This window comes from Ruegeria sp. BHSA162 (genome assembly GCF_059613385.1).
Map to the genome: position 1 here is coordinate 1 of NZ_JBXWSK010000066.1, position 18,404 is coordinate 18,404.

22 protein-coding genes are annotated in these 18,404 nt (G+C 58.3%); 7 read left to right on the plus strand and 15 right to left on the minus strand.

What is annotated here, in order from left to right:
* From AC2FM5_RS15250 to iolG, 4 genes are all read right to left on the minus strand, one after another.
* The coding region (locus AC2FM5_RS15250) for an ATP-binding cassette domain-containing protein (protein WP_496736605.1) at positions 1–550 on the minus strand (550 nt) is incomplete at its 3' end.
* A 1-nt stretch (position 551) separates the two neighbouring features.
* Entirely contained in the window at positions 552–1,658 is a 1,107-nt protein-coding gene (locus AC2FM5_RS15255; RefSeq protein ID WP_170343202.1) for an ABC transporter permease, read from the minus strand.
* Positions 1,659–1,720: 62 nt separating this feature from the next.
* The gene (locus tag AC2FM5_RS15260; RefSeq protein WP_170343203.1) at positions 1,721–2,641 is read right to left on the minus strand and encodes a sugar ABC transporter substrate-binding protein; all 921 of its coding nucleotides are present in this window, start codon (positions 2,639–2,641) and stop codon (positions 1,721–1,723) included.
* A gap of 122 nt (positions 2,642–2,763) precedes the next feature.
* Complete coding sequence (gene iolG, locus AC2FM5_RS15265; RefSeq protein ID WP_496736608.1) at positions 2,764–3,777, minus strand: inositol 2-dehydrogenase; 1,014 nt, start codon at positions 3,775–3,777, stop codon at positions 2,764–2,766.
* A 300-nt stretch (positions 3,778–4,077) separates the two neighbouring features.
* Here iolG and AC2FM5_RS15270 point away from each other — a divergent pair, with 300 nt between their 5' ends.
* The 3 genes from AC2FM5_RS15270 to AC2FM5_RS15280 are packed head-to-tail and all read left to right on the plus strand — an operon-like array spanning position 4,078 to position 7,105.
* Positions 4,078–5,040: an HlyD family secretion protein gene (locus AC2FM5_RS15270; RefSeq protein ID WP_254432983.1), complete on the plus strand. Its 963-nt coding sequence runs from the start codon at positions 4,078–4,080 to the stop codon at positions 5,038–5,040.
* The gene (locus tag AC2FM5_RS15275) at positions 5,037–5,963 is read left to right on the plus strand and encodes an ABC transporter ATP-binding protein (protein ID WP_496736610.1); all 927 of its coding nucleotides are present in this window, start codon (positions 5,037–5,039) and stop codon (positions 5,961–5,963) included. The genes AC2FM5_RS15270 and AC2FM5_RS15275 overlap by 4 nt, the downstream gene beginning before the upstream one ends.
* On the plus strand, positions 5,960–7,105 hold the full coding sequence (locus AC2FM5_RS15280; protein ID WP_496736612.1) for an ABC transporter permease: 1,146 nt from the start codon (positions 5,960–5,962) through the stop codon (positions 7,103–7,105). Before AC2FM5_RS15275 ends, AC2FM5_RS15280 begins: the two co-directional genes overlap by 4 nt.
* 64 nt (positions 7,106–7,169) lie before the next feature.
* On the opposite strand, the gene AC2FM5_RS15285 is transcribed toward AC2FM5_RS15280, so the two are convergent.
* The 4 genes from AC2FM5_RS15285 to mgtE are packed head-to-tail and all read right to left on the minus strand — an operon-like array spanning position 7,170 to position 10,981.
* Positions 7,170–8,213, minus strand: coding sequence for a succinylglutamate desuccinylase/aspartoacylase family protein (locus tag AC2FM5_RS15285; RefSeq protein WP_170342571.1), 1,044 nt, complete (start codon positions 8,211–8,213; stop codon positions 7,170–7,172).
* Positions 8,214–8,217: 4 nt separating this feature from the next.
* The gene (gene rimK / locus AC2FM5_RS15290; RefSeq protein ID WP_093963715.1) at positions 8,218–9,123 is read right to left on the minus strand and encodes a 30S ribosomal protein S6--L-glutamate ligase; all 906 of its coding nucleotides are present in this window, start codon (positions 9,121–9,123) and stop codon (positions 8,218–8,220) included.
* Positions 9,120–9,605: an ATP-dependent zinc protease family protein gene (locus AC2FM5_RS15295; RefSeq protein WP_496736615.1), complete on the minus strand. Its 486-nt coding sequence runs from the start codon at positions 9,603–9,605 to the stop codon at positions 9,120–9,122. Before AC2FM5_RS15295 ends, rimK begins: the two co-directional genes overlap by 4 nt.
* Before the next feature lie 2 nt (positions 9,606–9,607).
* A complete protein-coding gene (gene mgtE / locus AC2FM5_RS15300) occupies positions 9,608–10,981 on the minus strand; it encodes a magnesium transporter (RefSeq protein ID WP_496736617.1) in 1,374 nt (457 codons plus the stop codon).
* An 82-nt stretch (positions 10,982–11,063) separates the two neighbouring features.
* Here mgtE and AC2FM5_RS15305 point away from each other — a divergent pair, with 82 nt between their 5' ends.
* On the plus strand, positions 11,064–11,351 hold the full coding sequence (locus AC2FM5_RS15305) for a hypothetical protein (protein ID WP_496736619.1): 288 nt from the start codon (positions 11,064–11,066) through the stop codon (positions 11,349–11,351).
* Positions 11,352–11,399: 48 nt separating this feature from the next.
* On the opposite strand, the gene AC2FM5_RS15310 is transcribed toward AC2FM5_RS15305, so the two are convergent.
* The 5 genes from AC2FM5_RS15310 to AC2FM5_RS15330 form a co-directional block, all read right to left on the minus strand.
* The gene (locus AC2FM5_RS15310; protein WP_170359780.1) at positions 11,400–12,629 is read right to left on the minus strand and encodes an RNA polymerase sigma factor; all 1,230 of its coding nucleotides are present in this window, start codon (positions 12,627–12,629) and stop codon (positions 11,400–11,402) included.
* A gap of 3 nt (positions 12,630–12,632) precedes the next feature.
* A complete protein-coding gene (locus AC2FM5_RS15315) occupies positions 12,633–12,983 on the minus strand; it encodes a YciI family protein (RefSeq protein ID WP_244952460.1) in 351 nt (116 codons plus the stop codon).
* Between the two features lie 37 nt (positions 12,984–13,020).
* Positions 13,021–13,413 carry an MAPEG family protein gene (locus AC2FM5_RS15320; RefSeq protein ID WP_496736622.1) on the minus strand — a complete coding sequence of 131 codons (393 nt, stop codon included), beginning with the start codon at positions 13,411–13,413 and terminating at the stop codon, positions 13,021–13,023.
* Between the two features lie 592 nt (positions 13,414–14,005).
* Entirely contained in the window at positions 14,006–14,224 is a 219-nt protein-coding gene (locus tag AC2FM5_RS15325) for a GDCCVxC domain-containing (seleno)protein (RefSeq protein WP_480676035.1), read from the minus strand.
* Between the two features lie 4 nt (positions 14,225–14,228).
* Positions 14,229–14,552: a hypothetical protein gene (locus AC2FM5_RS15330; RefSeq protein WP_496736624.1), complete on the minus strand. Its 324-nt coding sequence runs from the start codon at positions 14,550–14,552 to the stop codon at positions 14,229–14,231.
* Positions 14,553–14,650: 98 nt separating this feature from the next.
* On the opposite strand from AC2FM5_RS15330, the gene AC2FM5_RS15335 reads away from it, so the two are divergent.
* The 3 genes from AC2FM5_RS15335 (at position 14,651) to AC2FM5_RS15345 (ending at position 16,836) form a co-directional block, all read left to right on the plus strand.
* On the plus strand, positions 14,651–15,040 hold the full coding sequence (locus AC2FM5_RS15335; RefSeq protein WP_170637988.1) for a MerR family transcriptional regulator: 390 nt from the start codon (positions 14,651–14,653) through the stop codon (positions 15,038–15,040).
* Positions 15,041–15,543: 503 nt separating this feature from the next.
* Complete coding sequence (locus AC2FM5_RS15340; RefSeq protein ID WP_170430361.1) at positions 15,544–15,750, plus strand: cold-shock protein; 207 nt, start codon at positions 15,544–15,546, stop codon at positions 15,748–15,750.
* Between the two features lie 72 nt (positions 15,751–15,822).
* The gene (locus AC2FM5_RS15345) at positions 15,823–16,836 is read left to right on the plus strand and encodes a fatty acid desaturase (RefSeq protein ID WP_496736626.1); all 1,014 of its coding nucleotides are present in this window, start codon (positions 15,823–15,825) and stop codon (positions 16,834–16,836) included.
* Here the strand turns inward: AC2FM5_RS15345 and AC2FM5_RS15350 are convergent.
* Positions 16,828–17,076, minus strand: a complete 249-nt coding sequence (locus AC2FM5_RS15350; RefSeq protein ID WP_496736628.1) for a ParB N-terminal domain-containing protein — start codon at positions 17,074–17,076, stop codon at positions 16,828–16,830. The two genes, AC2FM5_RS15345 and AC2FM5_RS15350, sit on opposite strands and share 9 nt — an antisense overlap.
* Positions 17,077–17,150: 74 nt before the next feature.
* Entirely contained in the window at positions 17,151–17,840 is a 690-nt protein-coding gene (locus AC2FM5_RS15355; RefSeq protein ID WP_170789860.1) for a hypothetical protein, read from the minus strand.
* Positions 17,841–18,404: the final 564 nt, after the last annotated feature.

Here is an 18,404-nt window from a genome sequence, read left to right on the forward strand (position 1 = left end):
GAATCAGGATCTTGGCGCCGAAATAGACCGCACGGGCAATCGCCACGGTCTGACGTTCGCCCCCCGACAGGGTGCCCACCGCCTGATCGGGGCCGCGCAGGTTGATGCCCATCTTGCGCATCTCTTCCATGCAGACCTCGTTGGCGTGCTCGATGTCGAACCGTTTCAACAGGCCTTTCCCCTTGGTCGGCTCGCGCCCCATAAAGAAATTGCGCGTGACGCTCATCAGCGGGATCATCGCCAGGTCCTGGAACACGGTGGCGATGCCCGCCTCCATCGCGTCGCGGGGCGTGTCGAAGGACATCGGCTGGCCTTCGAAATAGATCTCGCCCTTGGTGGGTTTGTGCACCCCGGACATCGTCTTGATGAAGGTCGATTTGCCCGCCCCGTTGTCACCCAGCAGGCAGTGGCATTCACCCGGCTTGACGTCGAAACTGACGCCCGCCAGCGCAATGATGTTGCCGAAATGCTTCTCGATCTCTTTCATTTCGACGACCGGGGCCACGTCCTTGACCGCGTCGCCGTGGTGGAACTTGGTATCTTCGGTCATGTCAGCGCTCTCCCGTCACGCGTTTGCGGATCGCGTTGTTGAACAGAACGGCGATCAGCAGCATCGCCCCCAGGAACACCTGGAACCAGTCCTGATCGAAATCGGTATAGGTCAGGCCGATGACCACCATGCCAAAGATGATCGCCCCGAAGAACGCCCCGATGGCCGAGCCATACCCTCCGGTCAGCAAACAGCCACCGATCACCGCGGCGATGATCGCCTCGAATTCCTTCTGGAAGCCGCGCCGCGCATCGGTGGAGCCCGCGTCGATCACGGTGATGATCGCCACCAGCGCGGCACAACAGGCAGTCAGCATGAACAGTGAAATCTTGACCCGGTTAACCGGTACGCCCGAGTTCGACGCCGCAACTCGGTCGCCGCCCGAGGCGAAGATCCAGTTGCCGGCCGGGGTGCGCAGCAGAACATAGGTGGCGGCAATGGCGAAGGCCACGAACCACAGGATTTCAACCGGGACACCCGGCACTTTGGGCGCGCCGCTTTTGAACGTGTCGATCAGGCCCTTTTCGGCCAGCCAGGTGAACAGGCTGGCAAAGGCTTCGCCGGAAAAGAACGGCGCGAGCCAGTCATTTTCGACCTGATCGCGCACGCCGCGCAGCTGGGTCGACCCGCCGGTGGCCGCCTTCAGCCCCACCAGGGACAGGCCGCGCAGAATGAACAGAAACGCCAGCGTCACGATGAAGGATGGCAGACCCGAGCGGATGACGATGGTGCCGTTGATTGCCCCGACAAAGGCGGCAAAAACAAAAGTCATCGGGATCGCGGCCACCAAGGGCAGCTGCCAGGTCACCACGCAGACCCCGAAGAACAGGCCGGCAAAGGCCACCATGGAGCCGATCGACAGGTCAAACTCGCCCCCGATCATCAGCAGCGCCGCGCCGATGGCCAGAATACCCAGTTGGGCGGCCGGGGTCATGAAGTTCATGATGCCGGCAAGCGTGAACATCGATTCATCGGCCGTGATGGCGAAGAAGATGAAGACAAGGATCGCCCCTGCGATGGCCCCCAGTTCGGGCCGCTTCATCAGCTTGGTCAGGAACGGTTCCTTCTTGATCCGTTCGTCCATCGCCGCTTGTGCAGACTCGGTCATGGTTTCCTCCCGTTTGGCAGGGGCGGCGCCCTGACGCCGCCCCGATTTTCAGCCCGCCGGTATCAGCGGATGCCCTGAGCGGACAGCTCGACCACCTGACCGGCCTTGTCGGCGGTGATCAGGTTCGGACCCGAGGGCACGTTGCCGCCCGGCATCAGGCCGTACTTGGCGTTCAGCGCCATGAACACGACCGGCAGGTAACCCTGCAGATACTGCTGCTGGTCCACGGCAAAGGCCGCGTCACCATCGACGATCGACTGCAGGAAGTTGGCCGACAGGTCGAACGAGGCCACGTTCACGTCGCGCCCCGACCCTTTGACGGCGGCCACTGTGGGCTCACCGGCCGAGCTTGCGCCCAGCGCCATCACGGTATCGACGCTTTCATCCGAAGCCAGAGCCGCCGACACTTTCGACTCGATCTCGGACGGGTCGTTCGACGTGGGCAGAACAGTCACGTTGCCGCCAAAGCCTTCGGCAAAGCCCGCGCAGCGCAGGTCCAGCGCGACGTTTCCGACCTCGTGGTTCACACAGATCGCGTTCTTGCCGCCCATTTCGGCCAGCTTCTCACCGGCGGCCTTGCCGGCGTCGAACTCATCCTGGCCGACATGCAGCGCCGCGCCCAGTTTCTTGGACACGTCCGAGCCCGAGTTCATCGAGATCACCGGGATGCCTGCGGCGACCGCGCGTTCGATCGAGGGGCCAAGCGCGTCGGCGTCCGGGATCGAGACGATCAACCCGTCGGGTTCCTGGTTCACGGCGGCATCGATCAGCTGCGACATGGCGACCATGTCGAAGGTTTCGGGCGCGCGGTATTCGACGTTCACGCCCATATCCGTGCCGGCCTGCTCGACCCCGTTCTTGACCACGTTCCAGAACGCGTCATTCGCCTGGCCGTGCGATACCACGACGATGTCCTGCGCAAAGGCCGGAGTGGCCAGCGCCAGCGCGCCGGCGGCCAAAGCACCTTTGAAAAATTTGTTCATTACGTTTCCTCCCACTAGGACAGATTTTTGTCTTGTCCGGGTCCTGGACCCATTCATCCGGCAAGGCCGAATCTCTGTCGCACCGATACGCATCGGGGCCGTTTCAGTTTCAATACTTCACGTCATTTTGCAACCGGTTTCAAAATTTCCTCCAGCTTTACCGGAATACCCGTCCCGGCCGATCGGGTCGCAGCTTCGGCCAGGGCCAGCGCTGCGACGCCGTCTTCCAGCGTCACCGGCACGGCGGATCCGGTCTTGACCGCAGTCACGAACGCATCCCATTCCGCCCGATAGGCAGGCATGTAGCGTTCGAGGAAGAAGTAGGTCGGCTTGGCACTGATCACGCCGTCGGACGTGGATTTCACCAGGTTGTTCTCGAGCACGTTGCGCGCCTGCAGCAGCCCGCCGGACCCCAAGACCTCGACCCGTTGATCATAGCCGTATACGGCCCGGCGAGAATTCTTGATGACGGCGATCCGACCGTCCTTGTAGGTCATGGTGACGACGGCTGTGTCCACATCCCCCGCCTCGGCGATGGCGGGGTCCACGGTCGATGTGCCAACGGCCGAAACAGTGACCGGTAAGTCACCCATGATGAAATTGGCGAGGTCGAAATCATGTATCGTCATGTCCCGAAATAATCCGCCCGATACTTTGACATAGGAAATCGGGGGCGGCGCCGGATCAAAAGAAGTGATCGACAGCAATTCGGGGCTTCCGATCTCGCCGGACTGAACGGCGGATTTCAATGCGCCAAAGCCCGGATCGAAACGCCGATTGAACCCGATCATGACCGGTTGACCGGTACCTGCCACGGCTTGCTGGCAGGCGAGGGCGCGGTTCAGGTCCAGATCGACCGGCTTTTCGCACAGAACGGCCTTGCCCGCGGCGGTCGCCGCCTCGATGAGGTCCGAATGCGTATCCGTCGGCGTGGCGATCAGTACCGCGTCGATATCCGGGTCGGCGATGATGTCTTCCGACGTGCGCGCTACAGCTCCATGCGCTTGCGCCAGACGTGCGGCGGCGTCTTCCATTGCGTCCGAAACCGCAACAAGCGTGCTGTCCGGGTGGTCCGAAATGGCTTGCGCGTGGACGGTTCCGATGCGCCCTGCTCCAAGCAATCCGATTCTGAGCATTGTGACCTCTGGGTATATTTCTGGCGGGAGCATGTTCTTTTTTGCAACCGGTTGCAAGGATTATTTGCGCCCTGTATGTGCCCGCGCTCTTGCCCGTCACTGCACCGCGGTCAGGACAGAACTCAGCCGGTCGTGGGCGGGGTCAATCTCTTGAATTTGCGGCCCGGGCGTCCTTGGATGGCTTGGTATTGGCCCGTTTGGTTCTGCTTTTGTGATTTTTCAATCGTCTGTTAAACCTTTGAGTCGGGGCAGAAATTGACACCGATACCAAACCGCCCCGACCAAGGAGACGATGATTTGATGAATGTGTCCCTGCCGATTCCGCTGCTGGTCATGGCCATTCTCCCTGCTGCGTTGCTGGACCGATGTTCGGGCCAGAACACCGGCACCGCGTTGGGAGTTCTGGCGCGGGACCGGGTCGCACTGACGGCAACGGCCAATGAGATCATCGTGGAACTGCCTGTTGCAGAAGGGTCTCCGGTCAAGGTCGGCGACGTGCTGGTCAGGTTCGACACGGATCTGCAGACCGCGAAGCTGAACCTCGCGCAGGCGGAACTGGAAAAATCGCAGGCCACGCTACTGAAACTGGAAGTCGGCCCGCGCGAGGAAGAGATTGCGATCGCGCGCGCCAACGTCGCCGGTGCCGAGGCGCGTCTGCTGGACGCAGAGGCCGTGTATCAGAGGAATTCCCAGCTGGTCGTCAACTCGGTCGTCAGCCAGGCGCGCCTGGACCAGGATATTGCCGCACGCGATTCCGCTCGGGCGGCACTGGAAAGCGCTCGGGAATCCCTGAAAGAACTGGAAAACGGAACCCGCCCCGAAGATCTGTCGGTTGCCCGGGCCAATGTGCGGGCGGCCGAAGCGGCGGTTGCCGCCGAGCAGACCGTTCTGGATGACCTGACGGTTGTTGCGACACGGGACGGCATCCTGGATTCCCTTCCCTGGAACCTGGGGGAACGGGTCGCCCAGGGCAGCCCGGTCGCGGTGCTGGTGTCCGGCGCGGCCCCTTTCGCCCGCGTCTATGTCCCCGAACCCAGCCGGGTGGACATCGCTCCCGGAGACTCTCTCGAGGTTCGGGTCGACGGGCTGGACCAACCTCTGACGGGCACCGTGCGATGGGTCAGCGACGACCCGTCCTTCACCCCCTACTACGGGTTAAACAAGGATGATCGGACGCGGTTGGTCTATCTGGCAGAAATCGACCTGCCGGAAACCGCCCGAGATCTGCCTGCGGGCGTTCCCGTCCAGGTGAAGATGCCATGAGCGATCTGGTGGTCTCGACCCAGGGTCTGACACGCCGGTTCAAGGAAAAGACAGCCGTCAGCAACCTGGACCTGGAGATACGCCAGGGTCAGATCTATGGGTTTCTGGGCCCGAACGGCTGCGGCAAGACAACGACGATGCGAATGCTGACCGGACTGCTGACGCCCAGCAGCGGATCCGTCTCGGTGCTGGGCCAACCGATGCCGCAATACGCCGAGCCGCTGAAGAATGAAATCGGGTACATGACGCAGATCTTTTCATATTACCGCGACATGACGGTGCTTGAGAACCTCCGCTTTGCCGCCGAGATCTACGGAATGCCGCGCCGCAAATCCGCCGACCGGATCGACGAACTGCTGACAACCTACGACCTGACCGAAAACGCCAATCAACTGAGCGGCAGCATGAGCGGCGGGCAACGGCAGAAACTGGCGCTGGCCGCGACGGTGCTGCACGGCCCCAAGCTGTTGTTTCTGGACGAGCCGACATCGGCCGTCGACCCCGAAACCCGCCGGTCTTTCTGGGAACAGCTGTTCGACCTGGTCGATCAGGGCGCGACGATGATCGTGTCCACGCATTTCATGGACGAGGCGGAACGGTGTCACCGGCTGGCCATCCTCGAGCATGGGGTGAAAAAGGCGGATGGATCGCCCCGGCAACTGATGGAAGACTTGAAGGCCACCGTGATCGAGGTCGAAGGCGAGGGTCTGCGGCAGGTCAAACACCTACTGGATGACACGCCCAAGGTGCTGTCGACGGCGCAGGTGGGTGCCCGATTGCGCGTTTTGGTGGACAAGTCGGAAACCGATCCGATGGCGATGATCACGTCGCGCCTGTCGGACTTTCCCAACGTGGCGATGTCCGTGCAGCGCCCCAATCTGGAAGACGTGTTCGTCAGCGCGACGAAGGGGCCCGCCCAATGAAATCGCTCCGCCGCATCACCGCCGTTCTCAAGAAGGAGCTGCTGCAACTGCGGCGCGACCGGATGACCTTTGCCATGGTCGTCATGATCCCGCTGATCCAGCTGTTGTTGTTCGGATACGCAATCAACACAAACATCCGCCATATACCGGTCGGGATCGTGGATCAGGCCGACTCGTCGCTGTCCCGGACCTTGGCTCAGATCGTTCAGGCCACGCAGGTCGTGACCATCACCAAGGTCTTCGCGACCCCGGAAGAGGCCGAGCAGGCGATCACCGAATCCACCGTGCGCGCCGCGTTCATCATTCCGCCCGACGTCGATGACCGGCTTGCCCGAAGCCCGTCCATCGGATTGGGCCTGCCCAACGCCACCAACCAGACATCCAGCCGCTCCGTGGCTCATTGGATCGTGGACGGGTCGGACACCATGGTGGCCAGCGCCATCAAATCCCTGCGCAGCATGCCACTGACCGAATTGCTGCGACAGCCGCCAAACCGTCAGGTCCCGACCTTCGAGGTCACGCTGTATTTCAATCCCGAGCAACGATCGGCGGTGAACATCGTTCCCGGCCTTGTGGGCGTCATCCTGACCATGACCATGATCCTGTTCACCTCGGCCGCCATCGTCCGAGAGCGCGAGCGGGGGAACATGGAGATGCTGATCAACACCCCGGTCAAATCCATTGAGCTGATGATCGGCAAGATCATTCCCTACATCTTCCTGGGCTTGCTGCAGGTCGCGATCATCCTCGGGCTGGGACATTTCCTGTTCGACGTCCCCATTAACGGAGGAATGATCCCGCTGCTGGTGGTAACGCTTCTGTTCATCATCGCCAGCCTGTCGCTTGGCCTTGTGATCTCGACGCTGGCTCAGAACCAGCTGCAGTCCATGCAGATGACGATTTTCGTTCTGCTGCCCTCGATCCTGATGTCGGGGTTCATGTTCCCGTTCGACGGGATGCCCAAACCGGTTCAGGTGATCGCCCAAGTGCTGCCGGCCACCCATTTCATGGACATGATCCGCGGCGTGGTTCTGCGGGATGCAACGCTTTACGCTCTGCGCGGTGACATTCTGTGGATGATCGGGTTTGCCGTCCTTGGGATGCTGGCTGCGACGCTCAGGTTCAAGAAACGCCTGGGATGAAAGAAGGGCGGCCAAGGCCGCCCCAAGTGTCTGGATTGCCAGTCTCTTATCCGTGTCGGACCGTTCAGATGATCTCGTCCTCGTCGAACATGGGATCATCTTCCAGCTGCGCGTTGATATCTTCCATCGAGTCTTCGGCCTTTTCCACGGACCCGACCCGCCCCAGGTGAAACACGGCATCGCCCTCATTCACCACAGGCATGACCGCACGCCCGACGATCAAGCCGTCGAACGGAGCGATGATGTCCTCGCTGGCTTCGCCGAACGGGTCCGATACGGCACCCAGCAGATCACCTTTGCGAACCAGTTCACCGTCCGCTTTGTAGATCCGAAGAATTCCGCCCATCGGGGCACGCAACCACTTGCTGGACGAACAGAACTGCGGTGCCGCTTTGGGCTTGGAAATCCGCTTGGCGGGAACCATCCCCATGTGCCTCAGCACCCGCAGAATGCCAGCAAGGCCGGCGCGGATCGACAGTTCGTCCAGGCGAAGACCCTCGCCCGCTTCGTACAACAGGATATCTTTCCCCTGCGCCTTGGCCGCGCCGCGCAATGATCCGTCGCGCAGGGGCGACTGGATGACGATCGGTGCTCCGAAAACGCTGGCCAGTTCCTTGGTCCGAGGGTTGTCGGGCGAGATCCGGATCTGCGGATAGTTCGTACGATGGATCGCCGCCGAATGCAGATCGATCCCCAGATCCGAGCGGGCGACGATTTCTGTCATGAACAGATGCGCCAGCCGCGAGGCCAGCGACCCGTTCTCGCTGCCGGGAAACACCCGGTTCAGGTCGCGGCGGTCGGGCAGATAGCGCGAATGGTTGATGAAGCCGAACGCATTCACGATCGGCACCGCGATCAGCGTGCCTTTCAAGGTCGCCAGGTTGGGCGCACGCAACAGACGGCGTATGATCTCGACGCCGATCACCTCATCACCATGCACCCCACCGCTGACAAAAACGGTGGGCCCGTCCTGTCGGCCGTGCACCACATGCGCTGACATGGTCACCGGGGTATGGTCCGACAGAACGCTGACCGGCAGATCCACGGTAAGCCGCGACCCCGGTGCCACCGTGGCGTGGCCGATCGTGAATGGCTGCCGCTTTGCCATGCCGTTACCCTTTGCCCTTGGTCTTGGTGGCCCCGGCTTTTGCGTTCTTTTCCAGGAACTCGATCATCTTTCCGGCAATATCCAGACCCGTGGCTTTTTCCACACCCTCCAGGCCCGGCGAGGAATTGACCTCCATCACCACAGCGCCGTGGTTGGCGCGCAGCATGTCGACGCCGCAGGCATTCAGGCCCATCGACTTGGCCGCGCGAACGGCCGTTGCACGCTCTTCCGGTGTCAGCTTGACCACCTTGGCCGAACCGCCGCGATGCAGGTTCGAGCGGAAATCGCCCTCGGCGCCGGTGCGTTTCATCGCAGCGACAACCTTTCCGCCCACCACGATGGCCCGAATGTCGGTTCCTCCGGCTTCCTTGATGAACTCCTGCAGCAGGATGTTCACACCCGCACCGCGGAACGCCTCGACAACCGATTTGGCGGACCGGTCCGTATCGGCCAGAACGACACCGATGCCCTGCGTCCCTTCCAGCAGCTTGATGACGATGGGCGCGCCACCGGCCAGTCTCAGCACCTCGTCGGTCTGTTTGGGGTCGTGAGCAAAGGTTGTGACGGGCAGGCCGACACCGTCGCGGGCCAGCAACTGCATCGACCGCAGCTTGTCGCGCGACCGGCCGATGGCGACGCTTTCGTTCAACGGGTAAACACCCATCATTTCGAACTGACGTAACACTGCGGTTCCGTAGAAGGTGACCGAGGCACCGATCCGCGGAATCACCGCGTCATACCCCGTCAGCTTTTCGCCGTTGTAATAGATCTCGGGGCGACGGGTTGCGATGTTCATGTAGCACCGCAGGGTGTCGATGATGTCGAGCTGATGCCCACGCTCCTCGGCCGCTTCCTTGAGGCGGCGGTGCGTGTACAGGTTGGCATTGCGCGCCAGCATGGCAATCTTCATGACAAATCCCCTTTGTCCTGGTGTTTTGGTTTGCCGCGCAACAGATGCGCGCGCTTGGTGTGAACGGCGATCGCGTGGTTCTTCAGCGCCGCCCGGCCTACGATCATCTGAAAGGTCATGTTCGTGCGATCGGTCAGAGACAGATCCAGCGGCCAGGTTTCGTCGCCCAACCGGATGGTGGTTCGGATGACGATCCTGTTTTCAGGAATTCCGCTGGTGTTCTTGATGTTGCGCCGTTCCTTGATCGGAGCCTCGATACGGATCATGCCTTCTCCGCCCGGCACCTCCGTCAGGAAGGACACCCAGTGATGTCCGTCCCGTTGAAACCGCCGAATGTCGGTTGCATGCAGCGCTGACGTGCGGGCGCCAGTGTCGATCTTGGCCTTGATGTCGTTCAATGGCAGGTCGGGAAGGTCGATGTATTCCATCCAACCAATGACCTTCGGCGTCTGCGGCTGACCCTTGTCGGAAACGTTTGCCATAATCACACCAGCCAGGGCATCAGAAGGGTTGCAAGGCTGAGCACGAAGAAGAAGCCGGCCATGTCCGTAATCGTGGTCAACAGCGGGCCACTTGCGGCGGCCGGGTCCTGTCCGATCCGCTTCAGCAGCAAAGGAACAACACCGCCGATGGATACCGCCAGCATCGTATTGAGTGCCAGCGCAGTACCAATCACCAGACCCAGGGCCGGATTGCCTTTCCAGAACCACGCGACCAGCCCGATCAGAATACCCAGTGCGATCCCATTGATGACCCCGACGGAAATCTCCTTGATCCAGACCCGCACGGCATCTTGCGGCCGCACCAACCCCAGGCTCAATTCACGCATGGTGACGCCAACGGCCTGGTTGCCGGAACAGCCGCTCATGTCCGATACCATCGGCAGGAAAATGGCCAGCGCAATCACTGCGGCCAGTGTTTCTTCGTAGGCCGAGATCACGCTGGCCGCGATGATGTTGAGCACGATGTTGGCCGCAAGCCAGGCCAGCCGGCGACGGGACCGCACCGACAAAGGCATCGAGCGCAGCTCGTCGCCAACCACACCCTGACGTTTGAGGCTTTCACTTTCCGAGCGTTCCAGAGTGGCTTCAGCCACCGCCGTGCGGGACACGACACCGGCCAGGACTCCGTCGGCATAAACCACCGGCACCCCCAGGAAAGGATGATCGTTGAACACGTCTTCCAGCTGTTCCAACGGGGTATCCACGGTCACGGTCAGTGGTGGAACCATGATGCTTGTCAGCTTTTCGCTGCGCTTGGCGGTCAGCAGGCTGCGCAGCGATACCACGCCCACGGCGCGCCCCTCGGAATCAACAATATAGGGGTGCTGCCCGCGATACCTTTCAAAATCCTCGTCGTCCGAAGCAAGTTCGCGCAGGACATTGCCAACGGTCTGCGTGTCGCGGAACTTGAACACCTCGGTCATCATCAGACCGCCGGCGGTGTCATCATCGAATGTGCTGAGCAGGCGGACATCCGCAGCCTCTTCGGCGTCCATTTCGGACAGGATGGCCTCGGCATCCGTCGTATCCAACTCGCCGATAACGTCGGCCTGAATGTCCGAATCCAGCTGTTCGATGATCTCTGCAGCACGCTCGGGCTTGAGGCGTTCCACAAGCTCGACCGCCATCTCGTTTGGCGCTTCTTCGACCAGTTCCGCGGCAAGTCCAACGGGCACGATCTCCAGAACGGTATCGCGCTCGGCCGGTGTCAGCTGAAGAACTTCGCGCAGGGCTTCGCTGCTGGTCAGCGAATCCAGAAGCGCCTCAAGCTCGGACGCATTGGACTGCTCGACCGCTTCCTTGATCCGAAGCGAAAGCTCTTCGTCGGTTGAGGGAATGTCTACGTTTCCGTCCATGCCTTGGCCATTCAATTGGGTTGTCGCTCCTTTATATAGGTGATAAATTTTTGTCTATAGACAAAATTGGATGAGATATAGAATGTCTGACTTCACGAATGCCGCGGAAACCCTGGCCGGGCTGTATGCCCGGGAGTTCGGAGGAAAGGCCTCGGGCCGGTATCGCATCCCGCAGAAGCTGCTGCGTGCACTGTGTGGCCGGAGAAGGCTGTACCAGGAGGACATCACGGCTCTGACCCGTGAACTTCTGGAAATGGGCTATGTCATGATTGATTTGGACAGCTTCTTTGTCGTCATGAGCGCCAATTCCTTCGTGAACTATCGGCGAGTCGGCAAGGAAATGCTGGCCCACACGGAAGGCACCAGCTGAGTCCCATTCCAGGCAATCGTCGCAATGGCGCGCGATCTTGTCAGATCCTCAGTGCGCGAGCCGCCGCAGTCTTTGTTGCAGAAACTTTCTGGACGCCAGGTTCGGTGCCGCTTCTATGGCCTGCCGATAGGCCGCGACCGCCGCGGCGGTGCGGCCCGTCTTCTGAAGAATATGCGCGCGGGCCGCGTGCCATGGCTGAAAATCGTCAAGATCGGGCCGCAGGCTGTCCAGCTTGTCCAAGGCCAGTTGGGCATGACCTGCCTCGGCCATCACGACGGCCCAGTTCAGGGCAACCACCGGGGTTGGCTCGCAGGCCCAAAGGGACTGATACAGCAGCGACATCTGCCACCAATCCGGGGCCGGCGCCATCATGTGGCAATCCGCAATGGCGGCCTTGAGTTGAAACGGTCCCGGTTTTCTCTGGTCGACCGCAGCTTGCAGGAGCCGCTGCGCCTGACGTATCTGACCCTGCCGCCAAAGTGTTCGGTCCTGATCCTCTACGGGCACCATAGCGCCATCAGCGTCGATACGCGCAGGGCGGCGGGCATCGGTCAATAGCATCAGGGCCAGCGCACCTTCGATCTCGGGCTCTCCCGGTTGGAGATCTCGCAGAACCCGCGCAAGGTAGATACCTTCGTGGCAGAGATCCCGCGGTCCCGTATCCTCGGTCACGTATCCGGTGGTGAAGATCAGGTAGAGGGTCGTCAGCACCGTATCCAAACGTTCCGGCCAGATTTCCGGATCGGGAACGGAGTACCCAATCCCCTTGGCGCGAATCTTGGCCTTGGCTCGGGACAGGCGCTGGCCCATCGTCTGGTCGTTGTCCAAAAATGCTGCGGCGATCTCCCGTGTGGTCAGGTTGCAGACCGTGCGCAAGGTCAGCGCGATGCGTGACTTCTGGTCCAGCGCGGGGTGGCAGCAGGTGAAGATCAGACGCAACCGGTCATCCGGTATCTGCTCAGGCAGGTCGTCCGTCACGGAGTCGGGCAGGGTTACGGCCAGGGCTGCTGTTTTCCGACCTTCCCTATGTTGCGCTCGAATGCGATCGATGCCCTTGTTCAGACCAACCCGCATCAACCATGCGGTCGGGTTGTCCGGAACTCCGCTGCGGCTCCAGTGTTTCACGGCCGAGATTGCGGCCTCCTGCAGTGCGTCCTCGGCCAGTTGGAAGTCACCCAACCGGTTGATCAGGCCGGCCAATAGCCGCCCCCGATCCCGCCGCAACACATCATCAATGACATGCCCAACTGCGATCGCTTTGGGGGCGGCATTCTTCATGGATTATCCCGCCGGATTGTAGTCCATCAAAGGCCGAACCTCGATGGTACCGTAGTTGGCGGCCGGGATCAGCGCCGCGTATTTCAACGCCGCATCCAAGTCGGCAACGTCAACCACATAGTATCCGCCAAGATGCTCACGCGTTTCGGCATAGGGCCCGTCCATGGTTTCAGCTTTTCCGGAGCGGATCCGAAGGGTGGTTGCTGTTTCGATCCCTTGCAGACCCTCGCCATCGCAAAGAACACCATCCGCTTTCATCCGCTCATTGGCGGCAAAGAAGCCACTCATCATCTCGTCAAACTCCCGGGTGCCATAGGCCGGTTCCTGCGCGGGGTCAGTGTAGATCAACAGCATGTATTTCATAGCAATAATCCTTTTCAAAAGTTATGGGTCAAAGACCGAATATCCGGGCTGCGATGCAGATCATCATGATCAGCGCGGCCAGGACATTGGTGCCATTACCGACATAGCGGAGCGGGTGGCCGGCATTGTCAATCTTCAACCCGAAGGGATGCACAGCTCGTCCGATCACCAGCAAAATGCCCGCCGCGTTGAGGAAAAGCGTTGATGTACAGACCCCTTCGCCCAGCATCATCAATATCAATATGAAGGTCGCCCAGTCCTGGCAGTTTCCATGTTGGCGCACGCGCAACATCAGCGCCATGTCGCCGCCATCGCCGATGGATTGGCCCGTGGCCGACCGCATCCCCGAGACACGAAACCATAAGACGAGCCAGATCATCGCCACTAGCAACGCATAAATCGGTGTCGTTGAAAAAACCATCTATCGTCCTTCCTGTTTTCAGGTTCGTGCCCCAAGGACGTCGGGTTTTCTCAGATTTCGACAGGTGCTGAGATTTTTTGGTGGCGCGCTGCAACTCTTGCGCATTTTGCGTGTTTCTTTCCTTTTGTATGCCTTTTGTATGTCGGCGATTGTTGGGTTGGCGCGAAACGGGCGGTGGAGAACGAGCAAAGCCGCCCTTGGGCGGCTCGTTCGGTGTTTTGTTGGACTGTTTTGGTTGCGGGAGCAGGATACCAACGATGTTTGCAATCACTGCTCTTTAGTTCTGCATAGGCGCCATTCAGATTCTTGTTCAGGTTCTTCTGAGGCGCGTGTCATGTGTTGAGGCTTATTCACTGAGGCTCTATCGTCAGCTTCGCGCTGGCGAACGGACATCCGACAGAAACAGTCAGATGACTGTTTCGAGCCCAACCTGTACCCTGGATTTTATTGCTGCATGCGCTTGCAGCAGTAACGACACTGCAACTGCCGAATACCTTGTGCGGCCAAGCAGCAAAAAAACTGTCATTCATGAAAATAGCAGCGATGCTCGCGGCGGCGGCTCACAGTTCGCTCAACAAAACCGTCCTTCACTTCATCCGCAACAGCTATCGCCTAGCTGAATTGGTGGACACGGGAGCGTGGCATATGAACAGTAAACACAACAGTCGCCTTCCAACGGCTTCAAAACTGTTTTGCACGACTTGCATTCATAGAACCACTGGCAAGCATCCGTTGGCATTTGCTCGGTTTCACTGTGGCCGCACTTCGGGCAAATCAGGGTGCTTTCTAGGACTACAGTTTGTTTTGTCATAGTCTCACATCTGCATGATCAGGTAATCGTTAATCCATGCCTCGTTAAACACAACGACCCAACCCACGCCGGTGATTAGAGTCGTTCCTGCAAGCCACCATTTCAACGTCGGCAAGGAACCGCGCCGATAAGATACCATCCATGATATCACGACGAGCGCCGTTGACATCGTCAGCACATAGTAACTCGCTGAGGCAACCTTCCCAAAGATTGCCAACCAACTGCCACCCAGCCCCAGTAACATCATCGTCATGGGCAAAACGCAGCAAGTCGCGACGCCAAGCGCTGATAGCGATCCCAAATAGCTGAGGCTAAGGTACTTCTGCATTCTGTTTCCCTGATGGACTACGTCGCGCGGAGTTGTAGAGACAACAACCTCTCGTTTAACTTCTGTAGCCACTACAGGATCAAGACAGGAAATCTCACATGTTTGCGATTGGGGAGGCATCCCGGCAAAGCGGTGTCGGAATTGATACTATCCGCTACTACGAACGCGAAGGGATCGTGCCGAAACCAGAAAGGGCATCGAATAATCGACGCATGTACTCCGCGCACGATGTTGGACGGCTTCGTTTTCTAAGGAAGTGCCGAGACATGGGTTTTTCGCTTGCCGATGCAAAGGTGCTTCTCAACCTATCCGAAGGTGATAGCGAGGATTGCCAATCCGTTAAGGAACTGGCCGAGCTTCATATCTCCAATGTGCGTATGAAGATAATCGAACTTAAGCGATTGGAGGCCGCCCTGAATGAACTTACGGCCAACTGTAACATCGGGAACGTTTCTTGCCCGATGCTTGCGCAGATACGGACCTACTAATGGCACTTTGAGGCTCGCAGTCGCCCTATGCCAACGCAGCATGACCCAAGATTCGGGCCGCGCAGAATCTACCGTTCGTTAGAGAGGTCAACTCGTTGATTTAGCAATGTTTCAATCACTCAATGAACATTTGTGCCTTGCCGCGGTGTTCTTGAAGCACGCGGCGATTTCGGACAGTGAGCCCTACCTGCCGTGCCTGAGCAATCAATTTGCTGCATACGCATTCGGCAGGTTTTATCGGAAGCCGACCTCTGATTTCCGAACCACAGAGCAATGGTTCTGCTTATCTTTGTCCCAAATTGGGCTGGGCAGACTTAGATCTTCTGTTGCTTTCCGTTGTATCAAGGCTTGTATCGTGTGTACTCGAAGTCCATATACACAGGGCTTACGTTTTTCTTTTTCGACCTGCTGTCTCCCAAACTCGGCGTTCAGTCTTTCGATTCAGACCGACCACGCCGAGTCGCCGCAATAATGCGGGCGGCAAGTATTAGGAGACTTCCACCATGGCAAATGGCACAGTAAAATGGTTCAACTCGACCAAAGGTTTTGGCTTTATCGAACCTGAAGATGGCAAGCGCGATGTGTTCGTGCACATCTCAGCACTTGAGCGTTCCGGCATCAGCGAATTGAAGGACGGCCAGAAGGTCACTTTTGACGTCGAAGCTGGCCGTGACGGGCGCGACAGCGCCGCCAATCTGGCACTGGCCTGACCTTTTACGGGCACCCTTATGGGGTGCCCGTTTGCACAATGGGCTGCTAAAAGCCCTTGGAGAACAAGTCAGTTGCAACAGCAGGAATTGACCCGGGCGCTCGCGCAATACCGTGTGCCCGATACGAAGTGTAGCGTTATTGAACTGACAATCACTGTCATCCCCTTTTTCGCGCTATGGGGCGCAGCGTGGTTTGCGCTATCCCTTAGTATCTGGGTCACTGTTCTATTGGCCATCCTGAACGCCGCATTTCTGGTGCGTATCTTCATCATCATGCATGATTGTGGTCACGGATCTTTCTTTAGAAGCCGCACCGTTTGCAATTGGACCGGCCGGGTTCTGGGTGTTCTCGCCCTGACACCCTATGACGTCTGGCGGCAAAGCCATGCGATTCACCATGCCTCAACCGGTAACCTTGATCGGCGTGGTATGGGTGACATTCCTACATTGACCATTGAGGAATACCTGAAACGGAATTGGTTCGGGCGTGCCGCTTACAGGTTAATCCGGAACGCCTTCTTCCTGTTCTGTATAGTACCGGTCTACACGTTCTTTTTTCAAAATCGCTTGCCCTTTGGTTTCATGCGGTCAGGCTGGCTGAATTGGGCAAGTGCTATGGGAACAAACGCCGCGATTGCAGTGGTCCTGGCTCTGATTTTTTGGACCGGAGGCCTGGATGTACTGGTTTTTGTATTCCTTCCAACCATGATCGTCGCCGCATCGATTGGTATTTGGCTATTCTATATTCAACACCAGTTTGAACACACGACTTGGGAGCGGGAAGAAGTGTGGAATCTTCAGAACGCCGCATTCTATGGAAGTTCTCACTACGCCCTGCCAGGCATCCTGCGGTGGTTCTCTGCCAATATCGGTGTGCACCATGTTCACCACCTTGCCAGCCGCATACCGTTTTATCGGCTAAACGAGGTTTTGCGTGACCATTCCGAGTTGGAAAATTGCCAGCGTATTACTCTATATGAGAGCCTTCATTGCGCACGATTGCATCTTTGGGATGAAGAAAGTCAGCGCCTGCTGACGTTTTCTCAGGCTTTGTCGAACGCCAATCCCAACAAGAGTCTAGTGTAATCTGGCGCGCACCAAAAAGGCTTCGACAGTATCACCGCCGAGGGCGCGAATGGCCTCTAGTCGGTGAAGGCCTTCAATCAGTACGAACCTTTTGTTGTCCGCGCGTATCTGAATCGGGGTTTTCTGGCCGTTCTTCAGGATATCTTCGGCCAGCGACAGGACTTTTTGCTGATCAAGTGTTTTTGCACGTTTCACAGGTACATAGATCAGGTCGAGCGGGTATGATTTTTTCTCCAGCATAAGCTATGTGTGCAACCTTTCGTGCATTTGGAGCGGTCAGGAACTCTCTTCGTATTTAGGTGCTTGGTTTTTCGTCATAGAATAGAACGCACGGCGTCGCGCAGTTCCTGATGCATGATCCAAGTAGCTGGTTTATCGTCATTTTCGACGTGAGAAAATGCCAGGACTTGAGCAGCGCCATCATTTTGAGCAGACCCGCCTTCGGGAAGTTCGAGTTCCAGATATTCTGCGATCAAAAACCCGATTTTCTTGAATACCTTGACGGACGCCTCGCGCGATTTGTAACCGGCTGCCTGTGACAAGTGACCAATGGTCAGACCTTCCTTACCAGCGATAGTAAGTGCTTTGAGCATTGTGACCTGCGCAGGGGTGAGCCTGATCTGTCGCAATGCTTCGGCATATTCTCTTTCACTGGGAACGAGGGTGCCGGAGTTTCCCTCCAAACGGCGTTGACCGCTACGTTTCCTGTCTCGTTCTTCGAGAATTTCTTTTAAGGTTTCAATGGCCAATGCCGGTGTTTCACCGACTGCATCGGCAATCATTGCCTGCGTTTTAGCTGGTGGCTTGGGGAATGCGCGCGCAACGCTGTTACCGCTCAGAATGCCAGCCTTAATCAAGTACTTGCCAAACTCTTCCTCAATCACACCGGCTACGTCAGCGTTCCGCGACTTACGAACACTGCGGTCCTGAAATGCTCTTTGTTCTAGGTCGCGAATTGCCGATATTGGGTGCCGGAGGCTAACCTGAGGGGTGCTTTTACGCATCAGAGAAACACCACCACAATTATGGCCGCAACACACACTGCTAACGCAATAGATGTTTTAATCCCGTAGGATCTGCGACGAGCCCTTTCGGCTTGGAGCCTTTTACCCAGATTTTCGTCAATCGAGTTATGGTTCACGGCTTGGTCCTTCCGGATATTTCAGGCGGTATTGGTTTCCATTAACCTATTGTCGCGGCACAGTTTCGGTGCACTTGTCATTCTGTCGTGTGTACGGCCGATTGCATTCCCAACCGTCACCTCTCCGATTCAAGTGAGCATTTGAAGGGACAAGGATCGCAACGCACCTGTCCTGGTTTGAGCGAAAGCCACGTTCACATTTCCATCCAGAGTAGGTTGCAGGTGCAAGGTATGCATGCTGTGGAATTGCCACCGGTTCGCAACCGCTCTCCGTTTCTCTGAAACCTCTGAGGCACACCCAACCATCCGCGCTGTTTTTGTCAGTCAGGCGGCCGTTGCTGGGGACACTAATCGCAACACAATCCTGGTCTTCCTTACGAAATCCCCAGTCACAGTGTACTTCCTGTGCGCCAAACCGGGTTTCGAC

What these genes read in the sequence shown, in the direction of transcription:
- AC2FM5_RS15255 (WP_170343202.1), bottom strand. Translation starts at nt 1,658, where the DNA reads ATGACCGAGTCTGCACAAGCGGCGATGGACGAACGGATCAAGAAGGAA.
- AC2FM5_RS15260 (WP_170343203.1), bottom strand. Translation starts at nt 2,641, where the DNA reads ATGAACAAATTTTTCAAAGGTGCTTTGGCCGCCGGCGCGCTGGCGCTG.
- iolG (WP_496736608.1), bottom strand. Translation starts at nt 3,777, where the DNA reads ATGCTCAGAATCGGATTGCTTGGAGCAGGGCGCATCGGAACCGTCCAC.
- AC2FM5_RS15270 (WP_254432983.1), top strand. Translation starts at nt 4,078, where the DNA reads ATGAATGTGTCCCTGCCGATTCCGCTGCTGGTCATGGCCATTCTCCCT.
- AC2FM5_RS15275 (WP_496736610.1), top strand. Translation starts at nt 5,037, where the DNA reads ATGAGCGATCTGGTGGTCTCGACCCAGGGTCTGACACGCCGGTTCAAG.
- AC2FM5_RS15280 (WP_496736612.1), top strand. Translation starts at nt 5,960, where the DNA reads ATGAAATCGCTCCGCCGCATCACCGCCGTTCTCAAGAAGGAGCTGCTG.
- AC2FM5_RS15285 (WP_170342571.1), bottom strand. Translation starts at nt 8,213, where the DNA reads ATGGCAAAGCGGCAGCCATTCACGATCGGCCACGCCACGGTGGCACCG.
- rimK (WP_093963715.1), bottom strand. Translation starts at nt 9,123, where the DNA reads ATGAAGATTGCCATGCTGGCGCGCAATGCCAACCTGTACACGCACCGC.
- AC2FM5_RS15295 (WP_496736615.1), bottom strand. Translation starts at nt 9,605, where the DNA reads ATGGCAAACGTTTCCGACAAGGGTCAGCCGCAGACGCCGAAGGTCATT.
- mgtE (WP_496736617.1), bottom strand. Translation starts at nt 10,981, where the DNA reads ATGGACGGAAACGTAGACATTCCCTCAACCGACGAAGAGCTTTCGCTT.
- AC2FM5_RS15305 (WP_496736619.1), top strand. Translation starts at nt 11,064, where the DNA reads ATGTCTGACTTCACGAATGCCGCGGAAACCCTGGCCGGGCTGTATGCC.
- AC2FM5_RS15310 (WP_170359780.1), bottom strand. Translation starts at nt 12,629, where the DNA reads ATGAAGAATGCCGCCCCCAAAGCGATCGCAGTTGGGCATGTCATTGAT.
- AC2FM5_RS15315 (WP_244952460.1), bottom strand. Translation starts at nt 12,983, where the DNA reads ATGCTGTTGATCTACACTGACCCCGCGCAGGAACCGGCCTATGGCACC.
- AC2FM5_RS15320 (WP_496736622.1), bottom strand. Translation starts at nt 13,413, where the DNA reads ATGGTTTTTTCAACGACACCGATTTATGCGTTGCTAGTGGCGATGATC.
- AC2FM5_RS15325 (WP_480676035.1), bottom strand. Translation starts at nt 14,224, where the DNA reads ATGACAAAACAAACTGTAGTCCTAGAAAGCACCCTGATTTGCCCGAAG.
- AC2FM5_RS15330 (WP_496736624.1), bottom strand. Translation starts at nt 14,552, where the DNA reads ATGCAGAAGTACCTTAGCCTCAGCTATTTGGGATCGCTATCAGCGCTT.
- AC2FM5_RS15335 (WP_170637988.1), top strand. Translation starts at nt 14,651, where the DNA reads ATGTTTGCGATTGGGGAGGCATCCCGGCAAAGCGGTGTCGGAATTGAT.
- AC2FM5_RS15340 (WP_170430361.1), top strand. Translation starts at nt 15,544, where the DNA reads ATGGCAAATGGCACAGTAAAATGGTTCAACTCGACCAAAGGTTTTGGC.
- AC2FM5_RS15350 (WP_496736628.1), bottom strand. Translation starts at nt 17,076, where the DNA reads ATGCTGGAGAAAAAATCATACCCGCTCGACCTGATCTATGTACCTGTG.
- AC2FM5_RS15355 (WP_170789860.1), bottom strand. Translation starts at nt 17,840, where the DNA reads ATGCGTAAAAGCACCCCTCAGGTTAGCCTCCGGCACCCAATATCGGCA.